The sequence below is a fragment of the Methylosinus sp. Ce-a6 genome (assembly GCF_009811655.1).
Classification (GTDB): Bacteria; Pseudomonadota; Alphaproteobacteria; order Rhizobiales; family Beijerinckiaceae; genus Methylosinus.
In genome coordinates this window covers 149603-169909 of record NZ_BGJX01000002.1, presented here as the reverse complement: position 1 = coordinate 169909, position 20307 = coordinate 149603, and the positions used below count along the sequence as shown (strand labels likewise).

General features: G+C 66.2%; 26 protein-coding genes. 21 read left to right on the top strand and 5 right to left on the bottom strand.

The window, feature by feature from the left end:
• Positions 1-59 precede the first annotated feature (59 nt).
• Together Mspo_RS02240 and Mspo_RS02235 are read right to left on the bottom strand one after the other, a co-directional pair.
• The gene (locus Mspo_RS02240; protein ID WP_159726388.1) at positions 60-1016 is read right to left on the bottom strand and encodes an endonuclease/exonuclease/phosphatase family protein; all 957 of its coding nucleotides are present in this window, start codon (positions 1014-1016) and stop codon (positions 60-62) included.
• Positions 1017-1082: 66 nt separating this feature from the next.
• Positions 1083-1604 carry an Hsp20/alpha crystallin family protein gene (locus Mspo_RS02235; protein ID WP_159726386.1) on the bottom strand — a complete coding sequence of 174 codons (522 nt, stop codon included), beginning with the start codon at positions 1602-1604 and terminating at the stop codon, positions 1083-1085.
• A gap of 295 nt (positions 1605-1899) precedes the next feature.
• Between Mspo_RS02235 and Mspo_RS02230 the strand changes: the two genes are divergently transcribed.
• On the top strand, positions 1900-2823 hold the full coding sequence (locus tag Mspo_RS02230; RefSeq protein ID WP_159726576.1) for a metallophosphoesterase: 924 nt from the start codon (positions 1900-1902) through the stop codon (positions 2821-2823).
• 20 nt (positions 2824-2843) lie between these two features.
• Here Mspo_RS02230 and Mspo_RS02225 read toward each other — a convergent pair whose 3' ends face one another.
• Complete coding sequence (locus Mspo_RS02225; RefSeq protein WP_159726384.1) at positions 2844-3332, bottom strand: CDP-archaeol synthase; 489 nt, start codon at positions 3330-3332, stop codon at positions 2844-2846.
• A gap of 165 nt (positions 3333-3497) precedes the next feature.
• On the opposite strand from Mspo_RS02225, the gene Mspo_RS02220 reads away from it, so the two are divergent.
• The 4 genes from Mspo_RS02220 to Mspo_RS02205 all read left to right on the top strand — a co-directional run bounded on the left by Mspo_RS02220 (position 3498) and on the right by Mspo_RS02205 (position 6932).
• Entirely contained in the window at positions 3498-3692 is a 195-nt protein-coding gene (locus tag Mspo_RS02220) for a hypothetical protein (RefSeq protein ID WP_159726382.1), read from the top strand.
• A 103-nt stretch (positions 3693-3795) separates the two neighbouring features.
• On the top strand, positions 3796-5328 hold the full coding sequence (locus Mspo_RS02215) for an FAD-dependent oxidoreductase (RefSeq protein ID WP_159726380.1): 1533 nt from the start codon (positions 3796-3798) through the stop codon (positions 5326-5328).
• Between the two features lie 385 nt (positions 5329-5713).
• Positions 5714-6124 carry a MucR family transcriptional regulator gene (locus tag Mspo_RS02210; protein ID WP_159726378.1) on the top strand — a complete coding sequence of 137 codons (411 nt, stop codon included), beginning with the start codon at positions 5714-5716 and terminating at the stop codon, positions 6122-6124.
• Positions 6125-6389: 265 nt separating this feature from the next.
• Positions 6390-6932, top strand: coding sequence for a L,D-transpeptidase (locus Mspo_RS02205; RefSeq protein WP_244613055.1), 543 nt, complete (start codon positions 6390-6392; stop codon positions 6930-6932).
• Positions 6933-6985: 53 nt separating this feature from the next.
• Here the strand turns inward: Mspo_RS02205 and Mspo_RS02200 are convergent, their stop codons facing one another.
• Positions 6986-7363: a gamma-butyrobetaine hydroxylase-like domain-containing protein gene (locus Mspo_RS02200; RefSeq protein ID WP_159726376.1), complete on the bottom strand. Its 378-nt coding sequence runs from the start codon at positions 7361-7363 to the stop codon at positions 6986-6988.
• A 231-nt stretch (positions 7364-7594) separates the two neighbouring features.
• Here Mspo_RS02200 and moaA point away from each other — a divergent pair, with 231 nt between their 5' ends.
• From moaA to Mspo_RS02120, 16 genes are all read left to right on the top strand, one after another.
• The gene (gene moaA / locus Mspo_RS02195; RefSeq protein WP_159726374.1) at positions 7595-8635 is read left to right on the top strand and encodes a GTP 3',8-cyclase MoaA; all 1041 of its coding nucleotides are present in this window, start codon (positions 7595-7597) and stop codon (positions 8633-8635) included.
• A complete protein-coding gene (locus tag Mspo_RS02190) occupies positions 8632-9399 on the top strand; it encodes a transporter substrate-binding domain-containing protein (RefSeq protein ID WP_159726372.1) in 768 nt (255 codons plus the stop codon). The genes moaA and Mspo_RS02190 overlap by 4 nt, the downstream gene beginning before the upstream one ends.
• Before the next feature lie 102 nt (positions 9400-9501).
• Positions 9502-10392, top strand: a complete 891-nt coding sequence (locus tag Mspo_RS02185; protein WP_159726370.1) for an NAD(P)-dependent oxidoreductase — start codon at positions 9502-9504, stop codon at positions 10390-10392.
• 171 nt (positions 10393-10563) lie between these two features.
• Positions 10564-10794, top strand: a complete 231-nt coding sequence (locus Mspo_RS02180; RefSeq protein WP_159726368.1) for a hypothetical protein — start codon at positions 10564-10566, stop codon at positions 10792-10794.
• 166 nt (positions 10795-10960) lie between these two features.
• Positions 10961-11806, top strand: a complete 846-nt coding sequence (locus Mspo_RS02175; protein WP_159726366.1) for a DUF692 domain-containing protein — start codon at positions 10961-10963, stop codon at positions 11804-11806.
• Positions 11803-12594 (top strand): DNA-binding domain-containing protein, encoded by a 792-nt coding sequence (locus tag Mspo_RS02170; protein WP_159726364.1) that lies wholly within the window; start codon positions 11803-11805, stop codon positions 12592-12594. Before Mspo_RS02175 ends, Mspo_RS02170 begins: the two co-directional genes overlap by 4 nt.
• Before the next feature lie 400 nt (positions 12595-12994).
• Positions 12995-13852, top strand: a complete 858-nt coding sequence (gene dapD / locus Mspo_RS02165) for a 2,3,4,5-tetrahydropyridine-2,6-dicarboxylate N-succinyltransferase (RefSeq protein ID WP_159726362.1) — start codon at positions 12995-12997, stop codon at positions 13850-13852.
• Complete coding sequence (locus Mspo_RS02160) at positions 13852-14334, top strand: hypothetical protein (protein ID WP_159726360.1); 483 nt, start codon at positions 13852-13854, stop codon at positions 14332-14334. Before dapD ends, Mspo_RS02160 begins: the two co-directional genes overlap by 1 nt.
• 40 nt (positions 14335-14374) lie before the next feature.
• Positions 14375-14569: a type II toxin-antitoxin system HicA family toxin gene (locus Mspo_RS02155; protein WP_159726358.1), complete on the top strand. Its 195-nt coding sequence runs from the start codon at positions 14375-14377 to the stop codon at positions 14567-14569.
• A 5-nt stretch (positions 14570-14574) separates the two neighbouring features.
• On the top strand, positions 14575-14862 hold the full coding sequence (locus Mspo_RS02150) for a type II toxin-antitoxin system HicB family antitoxin (RefSeq protein WP_159726356.1): 288 nt from the start codon (positions 14575-14577) through the stop codon (positions 14860-14862).
• A gap of 144 nt (positions 14863-15006) precedes the next feature.
• Positions 15007-16002, top strand: coding sequence for an HlyD family secretion protein (locus Mspo_RS02145; protein WP_159726354.1), 996 nt, complete (start codon positions 15007-15009; stop codon positions 16000-16002).
• Positions 15999-16925, top strand: coding sequence for an ABC transporter ATP-binding protein (locus Mspo_RS02140; RefSeq protein ID WP_159726352.1), 927 nt, complete (start codon positions 15999-16001; stop codon positions 16923-16925). Before Mspo_RS02145 ends, Mspo_RS02140 begins: the two co-directional genes overlap by 4 nt.
• On the top strand, positions 16922-18070 hold the full coding sequence (locus Mspo_RS02135) for an ABC transporter permease (RefSeq protein ID WP_159726350.1): 1149 nt from the start codon (positions 16922-16924) through the stop codon (positions 18068-18070). The genes Mspo_RS02140 and Mspo_RS02135 overlap by 4 nt, the downstream gene beginning before the upstream one ends.
• A gap of 151 nt (positions 18071-18221) precedes the next feature.
• Entirely contained in the window at positions 18222-18401 is a 180-nt protein-coding gene (locus tag Mspo_RS02130; RefSeq protein WP_159726348.1) for a hypothetical protein, read from the top strand.
• A 33-nt stretch (positions 18402-18434) separates the two neighbouring features.
• Complete coding sequence (locus Mspo_RS02125) at positions 18435-18872, top strand: hypothetical protein (protein ID WP_159726346.1); 438 nt, start codon at positions 18435-18437, stop codon at positions 18870-18872.
• A gap of 220 nt (positions 18873-19092) precedes the next feature.
• Positions 19093-19398: an alkylphosphonate utilization protein gene (locus Mspo_RS02120; RefSeq protein WP_159726344.1), complete on the top strand. Its 306-nt coding sequence runs from the start codon at positions 19093-19095 to the stop codon at positions 19396-19398.
• Between the two features lie 21 nt (positions 19399-19419).
• On the opposite strand, the gene Mspo_RS02115 is transcribed toward Mspo_RS02120, so the two are convergent.
• On the bottom strand, positions 19420-19938 hold the full coding sequence (locus tag Mspo_RS02115) for a TIGR00645 family protein (RefSeq protein ID WP_159726342.1): 519 nt from the start codon (positions 19936-19938) through the stop codon (positions 19420-19422).
• Positions 19939-20307: the final 369 nt, after the last annotated feature.

The following is a 20307-nucleotide window of genomic DNA, read 5'->3' as shown; positions in this document are numbered from 1 at the left end:
AGGGGCCGCCCCACGACTGAAGGATCGCTTCGCTTCGCTCGCGATGACGGCCGAATGTATCAGAAGCGAAAGCTCGCGACGAGCGGCGCGTGCAGGGAGCCGAGGATCGGGTCCGGCGCCGTCGCCTCGTCGGCGAGGCCTTCGTTCATGATCGCGACCGCCTCGCATCGCGCCGCGAGCGCGGCCGACGCCAATATCTGATCGACGAGCGTATGTCTGCCGGCGTGGATCACGGTGAAGCGGGCGCGCTCCTCGACGCGGCTTCCGAGCGCGACGAGGCGGCGCGGCGCGAGCGCGTCTTGCTCATCCGCGCCCCATAGAATGCGCGCCGGCGCATCATAGGCGTCGCAATTGAAATCGCCGCAGACCGCGATCAGCGGCTCGCTCTCCTCGTCGAAGAGCCGCTCCACGAAGAGCCGCGCCTCGAGCGCCTGTCCCTCGCGCTTTTGGGCGGCGAGCCATTGGCCTTCCGCAAAGGCGCGGCTCGAATTGGGATGCGGCTCGCCCGGCAGCGGCACGGCGCGCGGCGCGCGCAGATGCAGATCGAGCACATGCAGCGGCGCGCCTTCGGGAAGCGCGATGCGCGCGTAGAGAATGGGGCGGTCGAAGACGACCTCGACCGCTCGCCCGGATACGCCTTTCTCGGCGGGCGGCGTCCAGCGCCAGGGCGCGACGATGTCGTGATGGAGCTGGCGCCGCTCGAGGATCGGCCAGCGCGAGAGGATCGCGAGATTGTGGATGTCCGCCGGCGCGTCGCCGCCCGGACGCACGGTCGTCGCGCGGAAAAATCGCTCGAAGGCGGCGCCCTCGACGAGGCGGTCGAGCGCGACGAAGCGGCGCGGCGCATGGGCCGCCTCTCGCTGCGCGTCCACTTCCTGCAGGCAGAGAATGTCGGCGTCGAGCGCGGCGAGCTGCGGACGCAATACGGCGAGACGCCGCTCGAATTCCTGCTGGGTCCGGGGCGACCAGTCCAAATTCTCTATGTTGAATGTCGCGAGGCGAAATCGGCCCGTCATTTCTTTGCAAGCCCGTTTCGCGCCCTCTCCCGCGCGCGGCGGGAGAGGAAGCTCGTTAGAGCCGGCTCATGCGGCCTTGATGTCGATGTTCTTCTCGGCCTTTTGCGCCGTCGCCGATTTCGGCAGGCGCACAGTGAGCACGCCTTTGGCGAAACTCGCGTCGATCTTGTCGGCTTCGACATTCTCCGGCACGCGGAAGGCGCGACGGAACGAGCCGTAGCGGCGTTCGGAGAGGAAATAGCCCTTGTCCTTCTCCTCGCGCTGCTCCTTCTTCTCGCCGCTGATGATGAGCGAGCCGTTGGAGAGCTTCACCTCGACATTCTTCTCGTCGAGACCGGGAAGCTCGGCGGTGATCTGATATTCCTTGTCCTTCTCCACGAGGTCGACGGCCGGCGTCGCCGCCCAGCCGATGCCGAAGCGACCGAAGGGCTCGAGATCGGGCGTCGTCCCTTTCGGGAAGGGCGCGTCCTCGAACAAGCGGTCGATCTGCCGCCGCAATATCTCCAGAGGATGCCAATCGAACAGGCCGTTGCTCGGCAGCGTCTCCTTCGACTCTTTCACAGGAACTCGGGTCTGCGCTTCCGCCATTTCCGCCTCCTATATCCGCATTGGGGCGTCCGGCGCTGCGCGCGCCGGCGCGTCGTCGCGCTCGCACGACGCCTGTGACGTAGGAGGGCCGAAGGAAAAAGCAATCGGGCGCGATTGGCGCAAGACCGCCGTCCGGGTGTTTCGACGCGAGCCGAACTTGCGGAAAAAGCGATTGAAAGCGCAAGCGTTTTCTTAAGACGCGAAGATGCATAGGCAAATTGTCGCAGCCGTTTATATTCGATCATGGGCGGAGCGCTGCGACGTGACGAACGAGCCGATCGACGAGGACGATATCATGCGAGCGCTGGAGGCGCGGCTCGGGCGGCTGCATGCGCGCCAAAGGCTCGGCATAGAGCGCGACCATGAGGCGCAGGTCTTCGGCCAGGGCCTCAATTTCTTCCATCCGGAGAATCTCGCGGCCTCGCCGCTGCTCGTCCGCGCGGCGCTGACCGCCGTCGGACTCTACCGCCGCGGCCTCGCCAACGCCGAGAAGGTCGTGCTGCGCGAGAACAGCCTCGTCAGCGCGAAGCTGCCGCATGCCTTCGACGGCTTCGCCATTTTGCATTTGAGCGATCTGCACGCCGATATGTGTCCCAAGGCGATGGCGCGCGTGCGGACGCTCGTCGACGATATTTCGTGTGACCTCTGCGTGCTGACCGGCGATTATCGCGGCGCGACGCATGGGCCGTATGAGGCGACGCTCGCCGCAATGGCGGAGCTGCGCGAGGCGATCCGCGCGCCGATCCTCGCCGTGCTCGGCAATCACGACACGATTTTGATGGCGCCGCGGCTCGAGCAGATGGGAATGCGCGTGTTGCTCAACGAGCGGGAGACGATCGTCCGCGCGGGCGCGCGCATTCATGTCGCCGGCATCGACGATGCGCATTACTTTCGCGTCGACAATATAGAGAAAGCCGGAGAGGGGATTCCCAACGGCGAATTCTCCATTCTTTTGTCGCACACGCCGGAGATTTATCGTCAGGCGGCCCATGCGGGCTTCGACGCGCTGCTCGCCGGCCACACCCATGGCGGACAGATCTGCCTGCCGGGCGGCGTCGCGCTCACGCTCGATTCGGTGCTGCCGCGCGCCTTCGGCGCCGGCGCGTGGCGATATCACGACATGCAGGGCTACACGTCGGTCGGCGCCGGCTCCTCCGTGCTGCCCGTGCGCTTCAACTGCCCGCCGGAGATCACGCTGCATCGCCTGCGGACCGCCTGACGCCGCCGCTCGGCGCGGCGTCAGAACGGGCGCTCGCGCACGCGCAGGTCGAACATGAGGCGCGAGAGCGCCTGCGAGCCGAAAAAGAACAAGGCCGTGACGACGACGATCTCCGCCGCGCCGAGCGCCGCCGAAGAGGCGATGGCGAGAAGCGGGACGAGCGCCTCCGGTATCTGATCGAGGCCCGGCGCGCGGCTGCTCTCCGCCAGGCCGAGCCGCCGCTTGACGAAGCTCGAGAAGAGATCGCCCGCCATCGCGAAGGCTCCGAGGCGCGCGCCGAGCGAAGCGGGCAGTCCGACCAGCGGCGCGCAGATCGCGGCCGCGAGCACGGCGAGGGCCAGCCCGCGCCATGTCTTCGTCGCGCCGAACAGCGGCCTTCCGTCGAAAAAGCGCGCGCCGCCGTCGATCGGGGGGGCGAAGGCCGCGCCCAGCGCCCGCTTGCCGATGATCGGCGCGCCATTGGCGACGATCAGCAGAAACAACAACCGCAGGATCAGGGTTCCATCCATGGCCGGGTCCTCGAATCTCACGCCAGGGCTCATGGCTCGTTGCGCCATATAGCGGGCGGTCTCCCACTGTCACGGCCTCCAATATTCCACTAATCTTGTTGACTTATGGAACGGCGCTCCTAGCATTGAACTCGGATTCGCTCCGATGGCTCTCGAGGATAGCGCATGACGAGCAATATCGATTTCGTATTCGTCGATCACATCGCCGTCGGCCTGCTCGTGACCGAAGGCGAATGCAAGCGGTTTTGCGGCGCCTCGACGGCGCTGTCTTCCCTCGAAGGCGCGCTTTTCGCCGATCTCGAGGAGGCGGAGACGATCGTCGCGCGGCATTTGCGCGGCTTGCGGGGTTGCGCGGGATAGGTTTCGCCCGCCGTGATCTTGTCGGGGAAGCGCAGGTCTCTATATTTCGCTCATTATCCGCGCCGGAAGGCGCGGAACTCGTGGCGCATCCTTCGAGGCGAAAATGGGCGAGGGCGCAGAGGCGGCCGGAGGGCCCGATTTCTCGCTCGGCGTCGCTGTCGCCGATGTGGCGGACGGCGCGGTCGTTTCCGGCCGCGTGGGCAGGGAGCCGGCGCTGCTCATTCGCCGCGGCGGCGAATTCTTCATCGTCGGCGCGCTCTGCACCCATTACCAGGGCCCGCTCGCGGAAGGCCTCGTCGTCGCCGACACGATCCGCTGCCCCTGGCATCACGCCTGCTTCGGCCTGCGCGACGGAAGGGCCTTGCGCGCGCCGGCGCTCGATCCCATTCCCTGCTGGCGCGTCGAGAGGCGCGGCGGTCATGTGTTCGCGATGGAGAAGATCGATGAGCCGGCCGAGCGCGAGCGCCCGCCCGTCCCGCCGCGGCTCGGACGCGTTGTGATCGTTGGCGGCGGGCCGGCCGGTCTCGCCGCCGCCCATGAGCTCCGGGACGATGGCTATACAGGTTCGCTCACGATCCTGACAGCCGACGCCGAGGCGCCTTATGACCGGCCGAATCTGTCGAAGGACTATCTCGCGGGCTCCGCGCCGGACGAATGGCTGCCGCTGCGCCCGCGCGGCTATTACGAGGATCGCCGGATAGAGCTGCTGCTCGCGACGCGCGCCCGCGCGATCGATCCCAACGCTCGCCTCGTCTGCCTCGAACATGGCGAGCCGCTGCGCTACGACGCCCTCCTGCTCGCGACGGGCGCGGAGCCGGTTCGGCTGCAAATTCCGGGCGCCGACCGGCCGCATGTGCATTATCTGCGCAATCTCGCCGACAGTCGCGCGATCATCGCCGCGGCGGCGGGCGCCTCGCGCGTCGCGGTGATCGGAGCGAGCTTCATCGGCCTCGAGGCGGCGGCCGCGCTACGCGAGCGCGGACTCGACATCCATGTCGTCGCGCCGGATGCGACGCCCATGCAGAAAACGCTCGGGGAAGAGGTCGGACGGCTCGTGCGCGTGGTTCATGAAGCGCGGGGCGTCGTCTTCCATCTCGGCGAGAGCGTCGCCTCGATCGGAGAGGATCATGTCGCGCTCGCGAGCGGAACGAAGATCGGAGCCGATCTCGTCGTCGTCGGAATCGGCGTTCGCCCGGTCGTGACGCTCGCCGAAGAGGCCGGCCTTGCGATCGATCGCGGCGTGCTCGTCGACGAGTATCTCGAAACCAGCGCGCCCGGCGTCTTCGCCGTGGGCGACATCGCGCGCTGGCCGGATCGCCGCAGCGGCGAGAAGATCCGGATCGAGCATTTCGTCACCGCCGAGCGGCAGGGCCAGACGGCGGCGCGCAACATGCTCGACGCCAAGGAGCGTTTCGAGGCGGCGCCTTTCTTCTGGAGCCGCCATTACGACATGACGATTTCCTATGTCGGGCACGCCCGCGCCTGGGATCGCATCGAGATCGCCGGCAGTCTCCAGAATAGGGACTGCGTCGTCACCTATTTCTGTCACGATCGCAGAATGGCCGTGGCGACGATCGGCCGCGATCTGGACAATCTGAGGGCCGAGGTGGAGTTCGAAGAATCCACCGGCGGTTGATCGAGTGTAATCTCCGTCGGAGCGCGGCGTTCGACTTCCTCTCTGGACATGAATCGGGTCCGCTTTTCTGCGGAAGAGCCGCCGGTTCCTTTCATGGGTTCGGCAGGCCCCGAGCCGCTCAAGTCAAATCTGAGCGTCTGCGGCCGCTCGATTGCCGCCCGTAGTTCTACGTAGCAGTCGCAGCAAATATTTATGCCCAGATTTAGTGGAACATCGTTAGGAATTAGTTGCGGGGGGTAGAGCATTGATGTATACACGGCAATGTCTTTGCGGTCGATACGGCGCAGACTTGCTCGCTTCCCGAGTATGCCGAGCTTCGCCTCTCCGGCCGCGACGCCCCGTCAGGATTACCGGCGCCGAAACGAGAAAGTGAAGAGTGATAGAGATGACATCGACGAACAACATCGAACTCGCGGCCGACATCGTTTCCGCCTATGTGAGCAATAACTCGGTGCCTGCCGGCGATCTCCCGGGCCTCATCAATGAAGTCTATGGCGCGCTCATGCGTGTCGGCTCCGGCGTGGTCGCCGAGCCGGTCGAAGCGCCGAAGCCCGCCGTCTCGGTGCGCAAGTCGGTGACCAACGATTACATCGTCTGCCTGGAAGACGGCAAGAAATTCAAGTCGCTCAAGCGCCATTTGCGCACGCAATACGGTCTGTCGCCGGAAGAGTATCGCGAGAAATGGGGTCTCGCGGCCGATTATCCGATGGTCGCGCCCAATTACGCCAAGGCGCGCTCCACGCTCGCCAAGCAAATGGGCCTCGGTCAGCAGCGCCGCCGCCGCGGCGGCCGCTGAGCCTCGAAACATCGGCCGAGGCGCGCCGCGGGCCGGCGCGCCGACGGACCGACAAGCGCGACACGCAACGCGACGCATCGAAATTTTTAAGATCATTCCGCGCGCTTTCGCATCGAGCGAAGGCGTGCGAAGAAACGGCGCCGGACGCAACATCCGGCCTCGTCCCGCGGCCGCTCCGGCGACCGCGGCTGGAGGATTGTCGTCACTTTAGGCGAATGGGGGGAAGCTCATGCGGCGTATCGCAGTTGCTCTGTGCATTTTATTTATGAGTTGCTCGGCCGGGTCTGCGTACGAAACAGGGGGCTTGGCCGGATTGTTCGATTTGAGTCCGCGCGGACAGATGGCCGAGGGCCGGCCGCAGGCGACAGCAGTCGCCCGCGAGATCGTGTCCTATCCCGGCGGCTATTCGCCCGGCACCATCATCGTCTCCACCAATGAACGCCGGCTCTATTACGTGCTCGGCAATAATCAGGCGATCCGCTATGGCGTCGGCGTCGGCCGGCCGGGCTTCGAATGGACGGGCACGCGCTATGTCTCCAGCAAGCGCGAATGGCCGGACTGGACGCCGCCGCCGCAAATGCTCCGCCGCCGTCCCGATCTGCCTCGGCACATGCAGGGCGGGCTCGCCAATCCGCTCGGCGCGCGCGCCATGTATCTCGGCGGCTCGCTCTACCGCATTCACGGCTCCAACGAGCCCGAGACCATCGGCCAGGCCGTTTCTTCCGGCTGCATTCGCATGACCAATGAGGATGTCGTCGACCTCTACGAGCGCGTGCGCGTGGGCGCGCGGGTCATCGTGACGCGCTGATCCACATCGTCGTCGTCGAGATCGCGCGCCGGGCGCAGGCCCGGCGCGCTTTTTCAACGCTCGCCCGGATGATCGCGGTCGAGGCCCTTTTCCGCGAGCTCCTGCTCATAGGCGGCGAAATCCGCCGCGCCGCCGGCGCCGAGCTCGTGCAGATAGGCCCAGGTATAGATGCCCGTATTGTGCAGATCGTCGAAATCGAGCCGCACGGCGTAATGGCCGACCGGCGCCACGCCGATGATGGCCACGTTGCGCTTGCCGCCCACCGTCTTGCGCTCCTCCGGCGAATGGCCCTGCACTTCGGCCGAGGGGCTGCGCACCCTCAGATGCTCGGCCGAAAGATCATAGCTCGTCCCATTCTCGAAGCTCACCCTGAGCTTGCGCCCCTCGTCCATGAGGCGTAGCTCGCTCGGCCAAATATCGGCGTCAGCCATGTCCCTCTCCCGATCCGCTCGTCGCCCCGCCTGCCCTCGAGAGCGCTTTCCGCTCGAACGGTGTCGTTCGAGCGACCAGAATTCGCTCTAGACGAAAAGCCGGACCAGTTTCCGATCGAATAGGATCGGACGCTGGTCGGGGGCTTCACGCGCGGCCGTTCCGTCAATATATAGGCTGAACCCTATAAGGGACCCTATACGCCGGACGAGACGCCGCAGACGGTCGACTGTATGAATCCGCATCCGAAAATCGCCTTCGATCCGACCGCCCCCGCGCCGCTCGTCGACCCGTTCGGACGGGCCGTCTCCTACCTGCGCGTCTCGGTGACGGATCGTTGCGATTTCCGCTGCGTCTACTGCATGTCTGAGCACATGCAATTTTTGCCCCGTCGCGACCTGCTGACGCTCGAGGAGCTGGATCGGCTCTGCTCGGCCTTCATCGAGCGGGGCGCGCGCAAGCTGCGCATCACCGGCGGCGAGCCCTTGATGCGGCGCGATATCCTCTCGCTGTTCGAGCGCCTCTCGCGCCATCTCCTCTCCGGCCGGCTCGAAGAGCTGACGCTCACCACCAATGGCTCGCAGCTCGATCGCTTCGCGCAGGCGCTCGCCGGTTGCGGCGTCAAGCGCGTCAATGTCTCGCTCGACACGCTCGATGCGGAGCGTTTCCGACAATTGACGCGCACCGGCGACCATGCGCGCGTGCTCGCCGGCGTCGAGGCGGCGCTGCGGGCGGGTCTTTCCGTGAAGCTGAACGCCGTGGCGCTGAAGGGCGTGAACGAGGACGAATTCGTCGCGCTGACCCGCTTCGCCCATGAGCGCGGCATGGACATGACCTTCATCGAGGTCATGCCGCTCGGCGAGCTCGACGGCGGCGAGCGCATCGATCAATATATCCCGCTCGCCCATGTGCGCGAGCGGCTCGCGGAGCGCTTCACGCTCGAGGAGATCGACTATCGCAGCGGCGGCCCGGCCCGCTATATGCGAATCGCCGAGACCGGCGGGCGCGTCGGCTTCATCACGCCGCTCTCGCATAATTTCTGCGAATCCTGCAATCGCGTGCGCGTGACATGCACCGGCACGCTGTTCATGTGCCTCGGCCAGGAGGACGCCGCCGATCTGCGCGCGCCGCTGCGCGCCGATCCGAGCGACGCAGCTCTCAACGCCGCCATAGACGAGGCGATCGCCCGCAAGCCCAAGGGGCATGATTTCGTCATCGATCGCGCGACGCGAGCGCCGGCGGTCGCGCGGCATATGAGCACGACCGGAGGATGATCCGGCGCCTCGCTCCCGCCGCGGCGGCCTTCGCCCTCCTTCTCGCTCCGGCGGCCGCCGAGCCCTTGCGCCTGCGCGTCGCCAGCGAGGGCGCGCGCCCGCCCTTCAACTATCTCGACGCCAATAATCAGCTCGCCGGCTTCGAGATCGATCTGACGCGCGAAATCTGCCGGCGCATCGAGGCCGACTGCGTCTTCGTCACGCAGGATTGGGAGAGCCTGGTCTCCGGCCTCGAGAACCGGCAATATAGTCTCATCGTCTCCGCCATGGAGATCGACGAGGAGCGGCTGCGCAAAATCGACTTCTCCAAGCCTTATGCGCATACGCTTTCCGCGCTGGTCGCCCAGCGGCAATCGCCGCTCGCCAGCGCCGAGCCGAAGGCGCTGCAGGGCGCGCGCATCGGCGTCGTCGCCGACGGGCCGCAGCAGGCCTATGCGGAAGACAAATTCAAGGAGAGCGAGATCCAGCGCTACGCCACGCTCGAAGCGGCCATGCTCGATCTCGCCGAAGGCCGCGTCGACGTCGTCGCCGAGGACAAGCTCACAGCGCTCGATTTTCTGCGCGAGCGCAAGGAAGGGCGCTGCTGCCGCGTCGTCGCCGATCTGCCGCAGGACCCGGCCTATTTCGGCGGCGGCTTCGGCTATGGCCTGCGCAAGGGCGACACGGCGCTGAAGAGCGCGCTCGACGCGGCGCTCGACGCGATCGTCGCGGACGGGACCTATCGGACGATCCGCAGCAGATATTTCGATTTCGACATTCGCTAGGGTCTTTTGTTTTGACGCGTTTCCGGACGCCGAACCGGCATCCGCTTCGGCTGGAAACGCTCTAGGCTCGCCCACGCGATCACCGGCAAAGGAACAAAGAGCATGAGCGCTTCCGATCTCACTGTCGCCTTCATCGGATTGGGCGTGATGGGCTATCCGATGGCCGGCCATCTCGTCACGCGCGGCGGGCATGAGGTCGTCGTCTATAATCGCACCGCCGAGAAGGCCGCGCGTTTCGCCGCGCGATTTTCCGCAAAGACGGCGCCGACGCCGCGCCTCGCGGCGGAAGGCGCGGATTTCGTCTTCGCCTGCGTCGGCAATGACGACGATCTGCGCCAGGTGACGATCGGCGAGGAGGGCGCCTTTCGCGGGCTGAAGCCGGGCGCGGTCTTCGTCGATCACACCACCGCCTCGGCCGAGGTCGCGCGCGAGCTCCATGCGCGCGCGAAGGAGCAAGGCTTCGGCTTCGTCGACGCGCCGGTCTCCGGCGGCCAGTCCGGCGCCGAGAATGGCGCGCTCACAGTGATGTGCGGCGGCGAGGCGGCGGATTTCGTCCGCATCGAGCCGGTCGTCGCGGCTTACGCGCGCGCCTGCCGGCTGATGGGGCCGCCCGGCGCCGGCCAGCTCACCAAAATGGTCAATCAGATTTGCATCGCCGGCCTCGTCCAGGGCCTCGCCGAGGCGCTGGATTTCGCGACGCGGGCCGGGCTCGACGGGGCGGCGGTCGTCGATCTCATCAAGAATGGCGCGGCGCAATCCTGGCAGATGGAGAACCGCCACGAGACGATGCTCGCCGGCGAGTTCGATTTCGGCTTCGCCGTCGAATGGATGCGCAAGGATCTGGCCATCTGCTTCGCCGAGGCCCGCCGCAATGGCGCGAGCCTGCCGGTCGCCGCACTCGTCGACCAGTTTTATGCGGAGGTGGAGCGCATGGGAGGCCGGCGCTGGGACACGTCGAGCCTCATCGCCCGGCTGCGCTCTCGAGCGACTTGAGTTCGCATGCTCTTTTCCGAAAAACGGGTCGCCTTTTCAGGACTATGCTCGAGCGCGGCCGCACGCTCGTCTTTCAAATCATTCCGCGAGTGCTATGGTCGCGCTGGGCCTGGGGAGGCCCAAATCGCGCCTTTCGTCCCCCGGACGGCGGGCGCAGATGGGAGAAGAAAAATGAAAAACAAGATCATTTCGGGCTCGACCATCGCCGCGACGGCGATCGCGCTGGCGCTCGCGGGCGGCGTTTCGACGCAGGCCGCCGCCAAGCATTCCAAACATGCTTGCAATATGGAAAAAGGCCAATGCGGCGGTAAGATGAAATGCATGACCAAGAAGGGCGTGTGCAAGCACCATAAGAGCCACAAGGCGTCCTGCAGCGCCAAGGGTTCCTGCGCCGGCCGTTAGAGCGTTTCCAGCCCGAGCGGGCGCCGGTTCGGCGTCCGGAAACGCGTCAAAACAAAAGCCTAGGGTCTTTCCCTAGGCGGATCGAAGGAAGCCGTCGATCGCGTCGTGACCGGCGCGATCGATCTCGCGGCGGGGGCGACGCGAAGGACAGGTGGAGCGCGACAAGATGAGCAGACCCGCCCCGTTGGGACACGGCCTCGGCCTGAGGCCGATCTATTACGATGAAATCCTCTCGACGCGCCCCGCCGTCGACTGGTTCGAGATCATCTCGGAAAACTACATGACCGGCGGCGGCCGGCCGACCGCCATGCTCGAGCGCGTGCGCGCCGATTATCCGATCGTCATGCATGGCGTCGCAATGTCGCTCGCCTCGACCGATCCGCTCGATTTCGACTATCTGCGCGGTCTGAAGGCGCTGGCCGAGCGCATCGAGCCGGCCTGGGTCTCCGACCATCTCGCCTGGACCGGCGTGCATGGCGTCACGCTGCATGATCTCCTGCCCATTCCCTATACGCGAGAGGCGCTCGCCCATGTCGCCGAGCGCGTGATGCGCGTGCAGGATTTCCTCGGCCGCAGGCTCGTCGTCGAGAACGCCTCCACTTACGTCGCCTTTCGCGAATCCGAGATGAGCGAATGGGCCTTCGTCAACGAGCTGGCGCGCCGCGCCGACTGCCTGCTGCTGCTCGACGTCAACAATGTCTTCGTCTCGAGCTTCAATCATGGCTTCGACGCCAATCAATTCATCGACGCCATCGATCCTGATCGCGTGGCGCAGTTCCATATGGCCGGCCACACCGACAATGGCACGCATCGCATCGACACGCATGACCAGCCGGTCTGCGACGAGGTCTGGGCGCTCTATGAACGGGCGCGGCGGCGCTTCGGCGCCGTCTCGACGATGATCGAGCGCGACGACAATTTTCCGCCCTTCGACGAATTGCTCGCCGAGCTCGGCCATATGCGCGAGATCGCCGCGCGCATAGACGCCGAAAACGCGCGGAGCGCCGCATGAGGCTCGCCGATCTGCAGGCCATGTTCCAGGCCGGCGTGCTGGCGGGCGCGGAGGATGGCGCGCGCATCCTCGAATCGGTCAAGAATTCGGCCCAGGCCGACCGCACCACCCTCTTCGGCGTCTATGTGAACGCCTATCGCGCCCGGCTCGCGGAATTTCTGGCGGCGGATTTCCCCGCTTTGCGCGCGCTCATCGGCGAAGACGCCTTCGACGATCTCGCCGCCGCCTATATAGAGGCGCAGCCCTCGCGCGAGCGCAACGCCCGCTGGTACACGACGCGCCTGCCGGATTTCCTGCGCGAGAGCGCGCAGTGGCGGGACGATGCGCGGGCGATCGACCTCGCCTCCTTCGAGCGCGCGCTCACCGACGCTTTCGACGCGCCGGACGCCGAGCCGCTGGCGATCGACGCGCTCGGCGCCTTCGCGCCCGACCAATGGCCGCGGCTTTCCTTCCGATTTCATCCGAGCCTCATATTGCTGGAGCTCGAGACCGGCACGATCGCGACGCATGAGGCGGCGGTGGAGCGGCAGGAGCCGCCGCCGCGCGGCGAGGGAAGGGGCCATGTCGCAGTATGGCGCGCCGATCTCGATCCCGTGCATTGCGAATTGGAGGCGGGCGAATTTCTCGCCCTGTCGCTGGCGATGGAGGGCCACGCCTTCGGCGACATCTGCCAGATGGCGGCGTTTCGCGACGCCGAGGAGGGCTCGGCCGAGCGCCTCGCGCAAATGCTCACCGGCTGGTTCCAGGAAGGGCTGGTGGTGGCCGCCGCCCCCCGCGAGGACGACTGACGCCGCGCGGCCGTCGCGCGCATTGGGTAAGTTATTGTGTGTGCTACGCAGAAACGCGGCGTGAAGCGGCGCGCCGGCCCGGCGCGGCGGTGGGAAAGAGGGCGTTCCATCCTCCCCTTCAGGCGGAGAGTCGGCCGGTCATAGCCCGGCGCTTGCGACGGGCGTTCTTTCAGAACGCCCTATGGCCGGACGGGGTGGGGTTCGACGCTCGAGACTCGGGGAATCACCCCCTCCCGAGCGCCTTCGGCCTCGACCTCCCCCCTCGAGGGCGAGGTGGAAACGCCTTTTCCGGCGCCTCGTCTCGTTCATCCGATTGCCCCGGGCGCGGCGCAGCGACATTGACAGTCGGGCCGCCGCGCGACAAACCCTTGACCCGATCCAGGGGGAGCTCGCGCCTTTCATGCCGCACACAGGTCTCGAAAACATCATCACCGCCGCCTTCGAGGACAGGGCCAATATCGACTCCTCCACGCAAGGCGACATTCGCCACGCGGTCGAGAGCGCGCTGCGTCTGCTCGACGCCGGCAAGCTGCGCGTCGCCCACAAGATTTCGGGCGAGACCGGACCTTCCTCCTGGAAGGTCGATCAATGGCTGAAGAAGGCTGTTCTGCTCTCCTTCCGCCTCAACGACATGAGCGTCATCGAGGGCGGGCCGGGCGGCGCGACCTGGTGGGATAAGGTCCCCTCCAAATTCGCCGGCTGGAGCGCGGCCGAGCACAAGGCGGCGGGCTTCCGCTCGGTGCCGGGGGCGATCGTGCGCCATTCGGCCTATGTCGCGCCGGGCGTGATCCTGATGCCTTCTTTCGTCAATCTCGGCGCCTTTGTGGACGCCGGGACGATGGTCGACACTTGGGCGACCGTCGGCTCCTGCGCGCAGATCGGCAAGAATGTGCATCTTTCTGGCGGCGTCGGCATTGGCGGAGTGCTGGAGCCGCTGCAGGCCGGCCCGACGATCATCGAGGACGATTGTTTCATCGGCGCCCGCTCGGAGATCGTCGAGGGCGTCGTCGTCGGCCAGGGATCGGTCATTTCCATGGGCGTCTTCATCGGCGCCTCGACCAAGGTGATCGACCGCGCCACCGGTAAGATCCATATCGGCTATGTGCCGCCCTATTCGGTCGTCGTCTCGGGCAATCTGCCGGGCAAGCCGCTGCCGGACGGCTCGGCCGGCCCGTCGCTCTATTGCGCAGTCATCGTCAAGACGGTGGACGCGCAGACGCGCGGCAAGACGGCGATCAACGAGCTGTTGAGGGACTGATGCCTCTGCCTTCGCGCGAGCGCCTGAGCTTCCTCTACCGAAAGGAGGAGGGACGCCTCGACCGCGCCGGCTGGCGCTTCGGCGTCGCCGGCCTGCTGGCGATCCTCGTCCCGATGACGCTGCTGTGGCTGGCGGTCTTCCCTTACACGGACCATGATCTGACGAAGGATCCTTTCTTCGTCTGGCAGACGGTCGCGGCTTACGCCTATCTCGTGGTCTATGCGCTGGCGATTTTTCTGATCGCCGTGAGCTTCGTCAATCTCTCGGCCAAGCGCCTGCGCGCGCTGGGCCGGCCGGCGCCGATCGCGCTCGCCGGCCTGCTTCCCCTCGCGGCGCTGGTGGCGGGCGCCATGCGCTGGCTGCAGCCGCGCGTCGCCGAGGTGATGCCCTATTGGCCCGTGACGCTCGCCGATCTCGCGCTCGCCGCGGTCGCGCTGTGGATGGCCTATGAGCTGGGCGTCAGAGAGGGCGGGGAGGGGTGAACCGGTCCCTCGCGGCCCCGCGCGATAAAGCAGGCGCCTTATGCTCACCAACAGCCGCGACATAAAACGCCGCTTGGAAAAGGAAGGTTGGGTGTTGGTCCGCGTGACCGGATCGCACCATGTCTTTCGAAATCCGAAAACGGGCGCCATAATCCCGTTGCCGCATCCGAAAAAAGATCTCGGCCAAGGTCTCGTCTGGACGATCTACAAGGCTGCGGGCTGGCCAAAAGACTGAATCCAATGACCCATTACGTCGCCATCGTCGAAGAAGAAGAGGGGAAGGCGGTCGGAGTCTGGTTTCCCGATCTGCCGGGCTGCGTTTCCGCCGGCGACACTCTCGACGAGGCGATGGCCAATGCCGCCGAAGCGCTGACGCTCTGGGTGGACGTCGCTCTCGAGCATGGCCGGTCGATACCCGTCGCGCGCAGCCTCGTCGATCTTAAGCGCGACCCTGACATTTCCCGAGAGCTGTCACAGTTCATGGTGGCGCTGATCCCCTTGCGGCCGCAGCTCGACGCCGCGCAATAGGCCCGACCGACCCTCTCCATCGAGAACAGCGCCTGGAGCGGGGTCTTGACCGCTCTCCTTCGGCGACTTAACAGCCTGATCCGGGGGAGGTTCGGATCGGGCGCAAGCTTTCCGCCGCGCTCCGTCCGCCGTTCGAGGACGGAAATGAGACGCTGGCTCCTGCTCGTCGCGCTGATCCCCGCCGCGCTCGCCCTCTGGCGGATGGGCGGCGACGCCAATGGCTCCGGCGCCTTTCTCGGCTATGTCGAGGGCGAGCTTCTCTATATCGGCCCGGTCGAGGGCGAGCGTCTCGCCCGGCTCGACGTCGAGGCCGGCAAAGCGGTGGCCGCCGGCGATCCGCTCTTTGCCATGGCCACCCCCGTGCTCGACCGGCAGCGCGCCGAGGCCGCCGCGCGGCTCGGCCAGATGCAGGCGCAGCTCGAAAATCTGCGCGCCTCCATGAACCGGCCGCAGCAGATCGCCGTGCTGCAGGCGGCGCTCGATCGCGCCCGCGTCGCGCTCGCGTTCTCGGCCGCCGAATATGAGCGCAAGCGCATTCTCTATTCCCATGGCAACGCGCCGAGATCGGCGCTCGATCAGGCGGTGATGGCGCAGGGTCGCGACAAGGCGGCGCTCGCCGAGGCGGAGCGCCAGATCGAGGTCGCGCGAATGCCGAGCCGCAATCAGGAGATCGTAGCCGCCGAAGCGGCGATCGTCGCGGCGGGCGCGCAGATCGAGCAGATCGACACGCGCATTGCGCGGCAGCGGGTGGCCGCGCCGGCCGCCGGCGTGGTGCAGGATATTTTCTTCCGCGCCGGCGAGATGGTGGCCGCGGGCCAGCCGGCGCTCTCCCTGCTGCCGCCGGAAAATCGCAAGGCGCGCTTCTATGTTCCGCAGGCGCGGCTCGTGGAGGCGCGGCTCGGCGCGCGCGTCGCCGTCGCCTGCGACGGCTGCGAGAAGGGCCTTTGGGGCCGCATCTCCTTCATCGCCCAGCGCGAGGAATATACGCCGCCGGTGATCTTCAGCGATCAGGAGCGCGCCAAGCTCGTCTTCAAGGTGGAGGCGCGGCTCGAGGAGAAGGCGCGCGAATTGCCGCTGGGCCTCCCCGTCCAGATCCGCTTTTCCCACCTCGGCCTTTCCGCAGAGGGCGCGGCGCCGTGAGCGGCGCCGACATCGCCATAGAGGCCGAGGGGCTCACCAAATCCTTCGGCGGCCGTAAGGTGGTCGACAATCTCACCATGCGCGTCGAGCGCGGCCGCATCCATGGCTTTCTCGGCCCCAATGGCAGCGGCAAGTCGACGACGATCCGAATGCTCTGCGGCTTGCTGACGCCCGATTCGGGGCGCGGCGCCTGCCTCGGCTACGATATTCGCACGCAGCAGAGCGAGATCAAGCGCAAGGTCGGCTATATGACGCAGCGCTTCTCTCTCTACGCCGATCTCTCGATCCGCGAGAATCTCGAATTCGTCGCGCGCATCTACGGCCTCGCGCGGCCTGTCGAGGCGGCGCGCGAGGCGCTCCTTCGGCTGGGCCTCGAAAAACGCGCCGAGCAGCTCGCCGGCGAGCTCTCCGGCGGCTGGAAGCAGCGCCTCGCCCTCGCCGCCTGCATATTGCCGCAGCCGGATCTGCTGCTGCTCGACGAGCCGACGGCGGGCGTCGATCCGAAAGCGCGCCGCGATTTCTGGGACGAGATCCATTCGCTCGCGGCGAACGGCCTCACCGTGCTCGTCTCCACCCATTACATGGACGAGGCGGAACGCTGCCACGAGATCGCCTATATCGCCGACGGGCGCCTCTTGGCGCAGGGGACGATCGCCGAGATCGTCTCCCGCTCGGGCCTCGCCACTTACGTCGTGACCGGCCCCGATCTCGAGGCGCTCGCGGCGCGGCTGAAGGCGACGAAGGGCGTCGATATGGTCGCGCCCTTCGGCATGGCGCTGCATGTCGCCGGGCGCGACGCCGCGCGCCTGTCCGAGATCGAGCGGGAATTCGGCGAGGGCGCGCCGCAGCAATGGACGCGCGGCGAGCCGTCGCTCGAAGATGTGTTCATCGACCTCATGACGCATTTAGAGGCGCGACGATGATCCTTGCGCGCCAGGCGCGCGCCTCGCTCGCGCGCATCCATGCGATGTTCGTGAAGGAGCTCATCCAGCTGCGCCGCGATCGCGTGACGCTCGCCATGATCGTCGGCATTCCGCTGATCCAGCTCCTGCTCTTCGGCTTCGCCATCAACGCCGATCCGAAGCATCTGGCGACGGCGCTCCTGGTGCAGGACGACGGGCCGCTGGCGCGCTCTTTCGTCGCCGCGCTGCGCGCCACCGATTATTTCGACATCATCACCGCCGCCGCGGACGAGAAGGACGCCGAGGGGCTGATCCTCTCCAATCGCGTGCAATTCGTCATCGAGATTCCGCCCGATTTCGGCCGGCGCGTGATCCGCGGCGAGAAGCCGCCGCTGCTCATCGTGGCCGACGCCACCGATCCCACGGCGACGGGAGGCGCCGTCTCGGCGGTGACGGCGGCGGCGTCGAGCGCGCTCGACCGCGAGCTCACCGGCCCGCTCGCGCGTTTGGCTCCGGCTCCGGCGCCCTTCGAGGTGCGCGTGCATCGCCGCTACAATCCCGCGGGCGAGACGCGCCGCAACATCGTGCCGGGCCTCATCGGCACCATCCTCACCATGACCATGCTTATCTACACCGCGCTTTCGGTGACGCGCGAGATCGAGCGCGGCACGATGGAGGCGCTGCTCGCCATGCCGGTGCGGCCGACCGAGATCATGCTCGGCAAGATCGCGCCCTATGTCGCCGTCGGCGGCGTGCAGATGGGCATCATTCTCCTCGTCGCGACGACGCTGTTCGGCGTGCCGATCGTCGGCTCGCTCCTCGTGCTCGGCCCGCTGACGCTTCTGTTCATCACCGCCAATCTCTCGGTCGGCTATACGTTCTCGACGATCGCCATCAATCAATTGCAGGCGATCCAGATGACCTTCTTCTTCTTTTTGCCCAATATGCTGCTGTCGGGATTCTTCTTTCCCTTCCGCGGGATGCCGCTGTGGGCGCAATATTTCGGCGAGGCGCTGCCGCTCACCCATTATCTGCGCATCGTGCGCTCGGTCATGCTGAAAGGTTCTAGCTTCGGTGAGCTCGCCGCCGACAGTCTGGCGCTCGGCGTCTTCACCATCGTCGCAATGGCGGTCGCGGTGATGCGCTTCCGCCAGACTCTGGACTGAGGCGGCGGGGCGCTCGACCGATTCCGTCCAGATATCGGCGTTGCATCCGGCGCTTGACCGGGCATTTTCCGCGCGCCAGGATAATCCCCGGCCGAACGGCTCTCGGCAGGAATTCTCGGATTGCGGCGGGACATGCTTCGGGGGGGCTTCGATGAACGCCACGACTCGGAATGTGCTGCTCCTCATAAGCGTCGCGACGCTCGGTTACGCCATCTGGTCATTTCTTGTTGCCAGCCGCTATCAGGCTCTCTGCCAGCTCTCCTATTGGTCCGCGACCGAGGCGCAGCTTCGCGCCTGCGACGATATGCGATCCGAGCTGCCGAGAAACTGATCCCGCAGGCGAGTTTTTTTCGAGGCGCCACGCATGAACGCCAGACGTTTCGCCTTTGTGGCGCCGCTGCTCGCTCTCACGGCGAACGCGCCGGCTCTCGCCAAGGAGATTCATCTCGAATGCAAGCGCCCCGATCGGACGCTCGCGATCGATATAGACACCGACCGGCTCTTCGTGCAGCTCATGTGGGGGCAGGGCGTGGCGGAGGAGTATCTGAACGGCGATTCCTATGTCTCCGGCCCGTCCGCCTCCGGCCAGACGCAGAAAGTGACCTATGCGGTCAGCATCGAGAAGGATGCGGTGAGCTTCGGCCAGGATCGCGTCTGCACGGCTGCGGGCGCGAGCGGCAAATGTCGGGACGAGCATAGCCGCAACCGGCTCGATACGGCCTCCGGCACGCTGAAATATGACGACGGCGGCGTCATCACACTGCTGACATGCGCGCCGGCGTCGCCAGGGCGCCGATTCTGATCGCCCGTGGCCTCATTCCCGACGCTCGCAAAGCGAGCGATCGGGAATTGAGAGCAACGACAGGAAAATTGCAACGGCGGCTCTGGATGCCCGGTCGGGCAGTCGGCCTGCCGGGAAGGACGGCGCCCTTGCGCCGAGGCGGCGGGGTCGCCTAAGAGAGCGCATTCGATGCGCCGACTTCTGCGTCGGCTCGAATTGAAAATCCGATGAAAGGGCTCGCATGGCCGACGACGATGACTATGTCTATGACGAGGCGAGCGGCGAATGGCTCCCGGCGTCGCAGCTCGCCGCCGCCCCAGCGGCGTCGCAGGCGAAGGTCGTGAAGGACGCGGCCGGCAATGTCCTCGCCGACGGCGATTCCGTCATCCTCATCAAGGATCTGAAGGTGAAGGGCGCCAATCAGACGCTGAAGCAGGGCACGGTCATCCGCTCGATCCGCCTCACCGAGGATTCGGAGGAGATCGACTGCCGCCACGACAGCATCAAAGGGCTGGTGCTGCGGACGGAATTCGTGAAGAAGCGTTGAGCCTCTCTCCCGGCTCCGTCGTCAATGCGCGTTGTCGGCGTGATTTTTCCCATGGCCGCCGGCGAGGCGCTCCGACAGAGCGAAGGCCAGGGTCGACACGACGAAGGTCAGATGAATGCCGAGATAGAAATACAGGTCCCGGTCATTCATATGCGGCACGTCCATGAAGGCTTCGAGCAGCTTGATCGCGGAGATGGCGACGATCGTCGAGAGGAGCTTGAGCTTCAGCTCGGAAAAGTCGATCGACCCCATCCAGTCCGGCCAGCCGGGCCGGCTCTCGGTGTCGACGTTGGAGACGAAATTCTCATAGACCGAGAGCATGACCGTCACGACGAGCGCGCCGGTGAGCGTCATGTCGATGAGGTCGAGCACGAGCAGCGTCATATTCGATTCGCTGGCGGTGACGAGATGCGCCGTCGCCTCGTAGAGATGGACGCCCGCCTTGTAGAGCAGCTCGAGCAGGCCCACCGCCAGCATGACGAAGAAGGGGGCGAGCAGCCAGCGCGACAGGAACAGGAAGGATTCGAACAAACGCTTCATCTTCGACTCGTTGGCGGGGAAAAGCCGCTGAGGCCTACACGAATTCGCTCCACCGGCCAAGCTCCCGTAGTCGCGCGTCCCGCTCCGCGGCCCCGATCACCCTCGCCCTCATGCCGAGGAGCCCGCGAAAGCGGGCGTCTCGAAGCGCGAGGGCGAGCTCCAGATTGCGGAATGAAAGTTAACGAGCAGACATGTTTCCAGCGTCATGGCCGCGCTTGTCGCGGCGCCACGACGCTCGGAAAGCCGGGAACAAGAGCGGAACAATGCCGCCTCTTCTCCCCGCGTGCCGCAATGTCCCGGCGTGGCTGCCCGCGACGAGCGCGGGCATGACGCGGCTGTATGGGAGTTGACCTGGATTCGGAGCCCTGC

Coding starts and splice junctions, on each gene's coding strand:
- Mspo_RS02145 (WP_159726354.1), top strand. CDS start 15,007: ATGAGACGCTGGCTCCTGCTCGTCGCGCTGATCCCCGCCGCGCTCGCC.
- Mspo_RS02210 (WP_159726378.1), top strand. CDS start 5,714: ATGACATCGACGAACAACATCGAACTCGCGGCCGACATCGTTTCCGCC.
- Mspo_RS02125 (WP_159726346.1), top strand. CDS start 18,435: ATGAACGCCAGACGTTTCGCCTTTGTGGCGCCGCTGCTCGCTCTCACG.
- Mspo_RS02220 (WP_159726382.1), top strand. CDS start 3,498: ATGACGAGCAATATCGATTTCGTATTCGTCGATCACATCGCCGTCGGC.
- Mspo_RS02180 (WP_159726368.1), top strand. CDS start 10,564: ATGAAAAACAAGATCATTTCGGGCTCGACCATCGCCGCGACGGCGATC.
- Mspo_RS02120 (WP_159726344.1), top strand. CDS start 19,093: ATGGCCGACGACGATGACTATGTCTATGACGAGGCGAGCGGCGAATGG.
- Mspo_RS02170 (WP_159726364.1), top strand. CDS start 11,803: ATGAGGCTCGCCGATCTGCAGGCCATGTTCCAGGCCGGCGTGCTGGCG.
- Mspo_RS02190 (WP_159726372.1), top strand. CDS start 8,632: ATGATCCGGCGCCTCGCTCCCGCCGCGGCGGCCTTCGCCCTCCTTCTC.
- Mspo_RS02175 (WP_159726366.1), top strand. CDS start 10,961: ATGAGCAGACCCGCCCCGTTGGGACACGGCCTCGGCCTGAGGCCGATC.
- Mspo_RS02225 (WP_159726384.1), bottom strand. CDS start 3,332: ATGGATGGAACCCTGATCCTGCGGTTGTTGTTTCTGCTGATCGTCGCC.
- Mspo_RS02150 (WP_159726356.1), top strand. CDS start 14,575: ATGACCCATTACGTCGCCATCGTCGAAGAAGAAGAGGGGAAGGCGGTC.
- Mspo_RS02130 (WP_159726348.1), top strand. CDS start 18,222: ATGAACGCCACGACTCGGAATGTGCTGCTCCTCATAAGCGTCGCGACG.
- Mspo_RS02185 (WP_159726370.1), top strand. CDS start 9,502: ATGAGCGCTTCCGATCTCACTGTCGCCTTCATCGGATTGGGCGTGATG.
- moaA (WP_159726374.1), top strand. CDS start 7,595: ATGAATCCGCATCCGAAAATCGCCTTCGATCCGACCGCCCCCGCGCCG.
- Mspo_RS02205 (WP_244613055.1), top strand. CDS start 6,390: ATGAGTTGCTCGGCCGGGTCTGCGTACGAAACAGGGGGCTTGGCCGGA.
- dapD (WP_159726362.1), top strand. CDS start 12,995: ATGCCGCACACAGGTCTCGAAAACATCATCACCGCCGCCTTCGAGGAC.
- Mspo_RS02230 (WP_159726576.1), top strand. CDS start 1,900: ATGCGAGCGCTGGAGGCGCGGCTCGGGCGGCTGCATGCGCGCCAAAGG.
- Mspo_RS02160 (WP_159726360.1), top strand. CDS start 13,852: ATGCCTCTGCCTTCGCGCGAGCGCCTGAGCTTCCTCTACCGAAAGGAG.
- Mspo_RS02200 (WP_159726376.1), bottom strand. CDS start 7,363: ATGGCTGACGCCGATATTTGGCCGAGCGAGCTACGCCTCATGGACGAG.
- Mspo_RS02135 (WP_159726350.1), top strand. CDS start 16,922: ATGATCCTTGCGCGCCAGGCGCGCGCCTCGCTCGCGCGCATCCATGCG.
- Mspo_RS02240 (WP_159726388.1), bottom strand. CDS start 1,016: ATGACGGGCCGATTTCGCCTCGCGACATTCAACATAGAGAATTTGGAC.
- Mspo_RS02115 (WP_159726342.1), bottom strand. CDS start 19,938: ATGAAGCGTTTGTTCGAATCCTTCCTGTTCCTGTCGCGCTGGCTGCTC.
- Mspo_RS02215 (WP_159726380.1), top strand. CDS start 3,796: ATGGGCGAGGGCGCAGAGGCGGCCGGAGGGCCCGATTTCTCGCTCGGC.
- Mspo_RS02235 (WP_159726386.1), bottom strand. CDS start 1,604: ATGGCGGAAGCGCAGACCCGAGTTCCTGTGAAAGAGTCGAAGGAGACG.
- Mspo_RS02155 (WP_159726358.1), top strand. CDS start 14,375: ATGCTCACCAACAGCCGCGACATAAAACGCCGCTTGGAAAAGGAAGGT.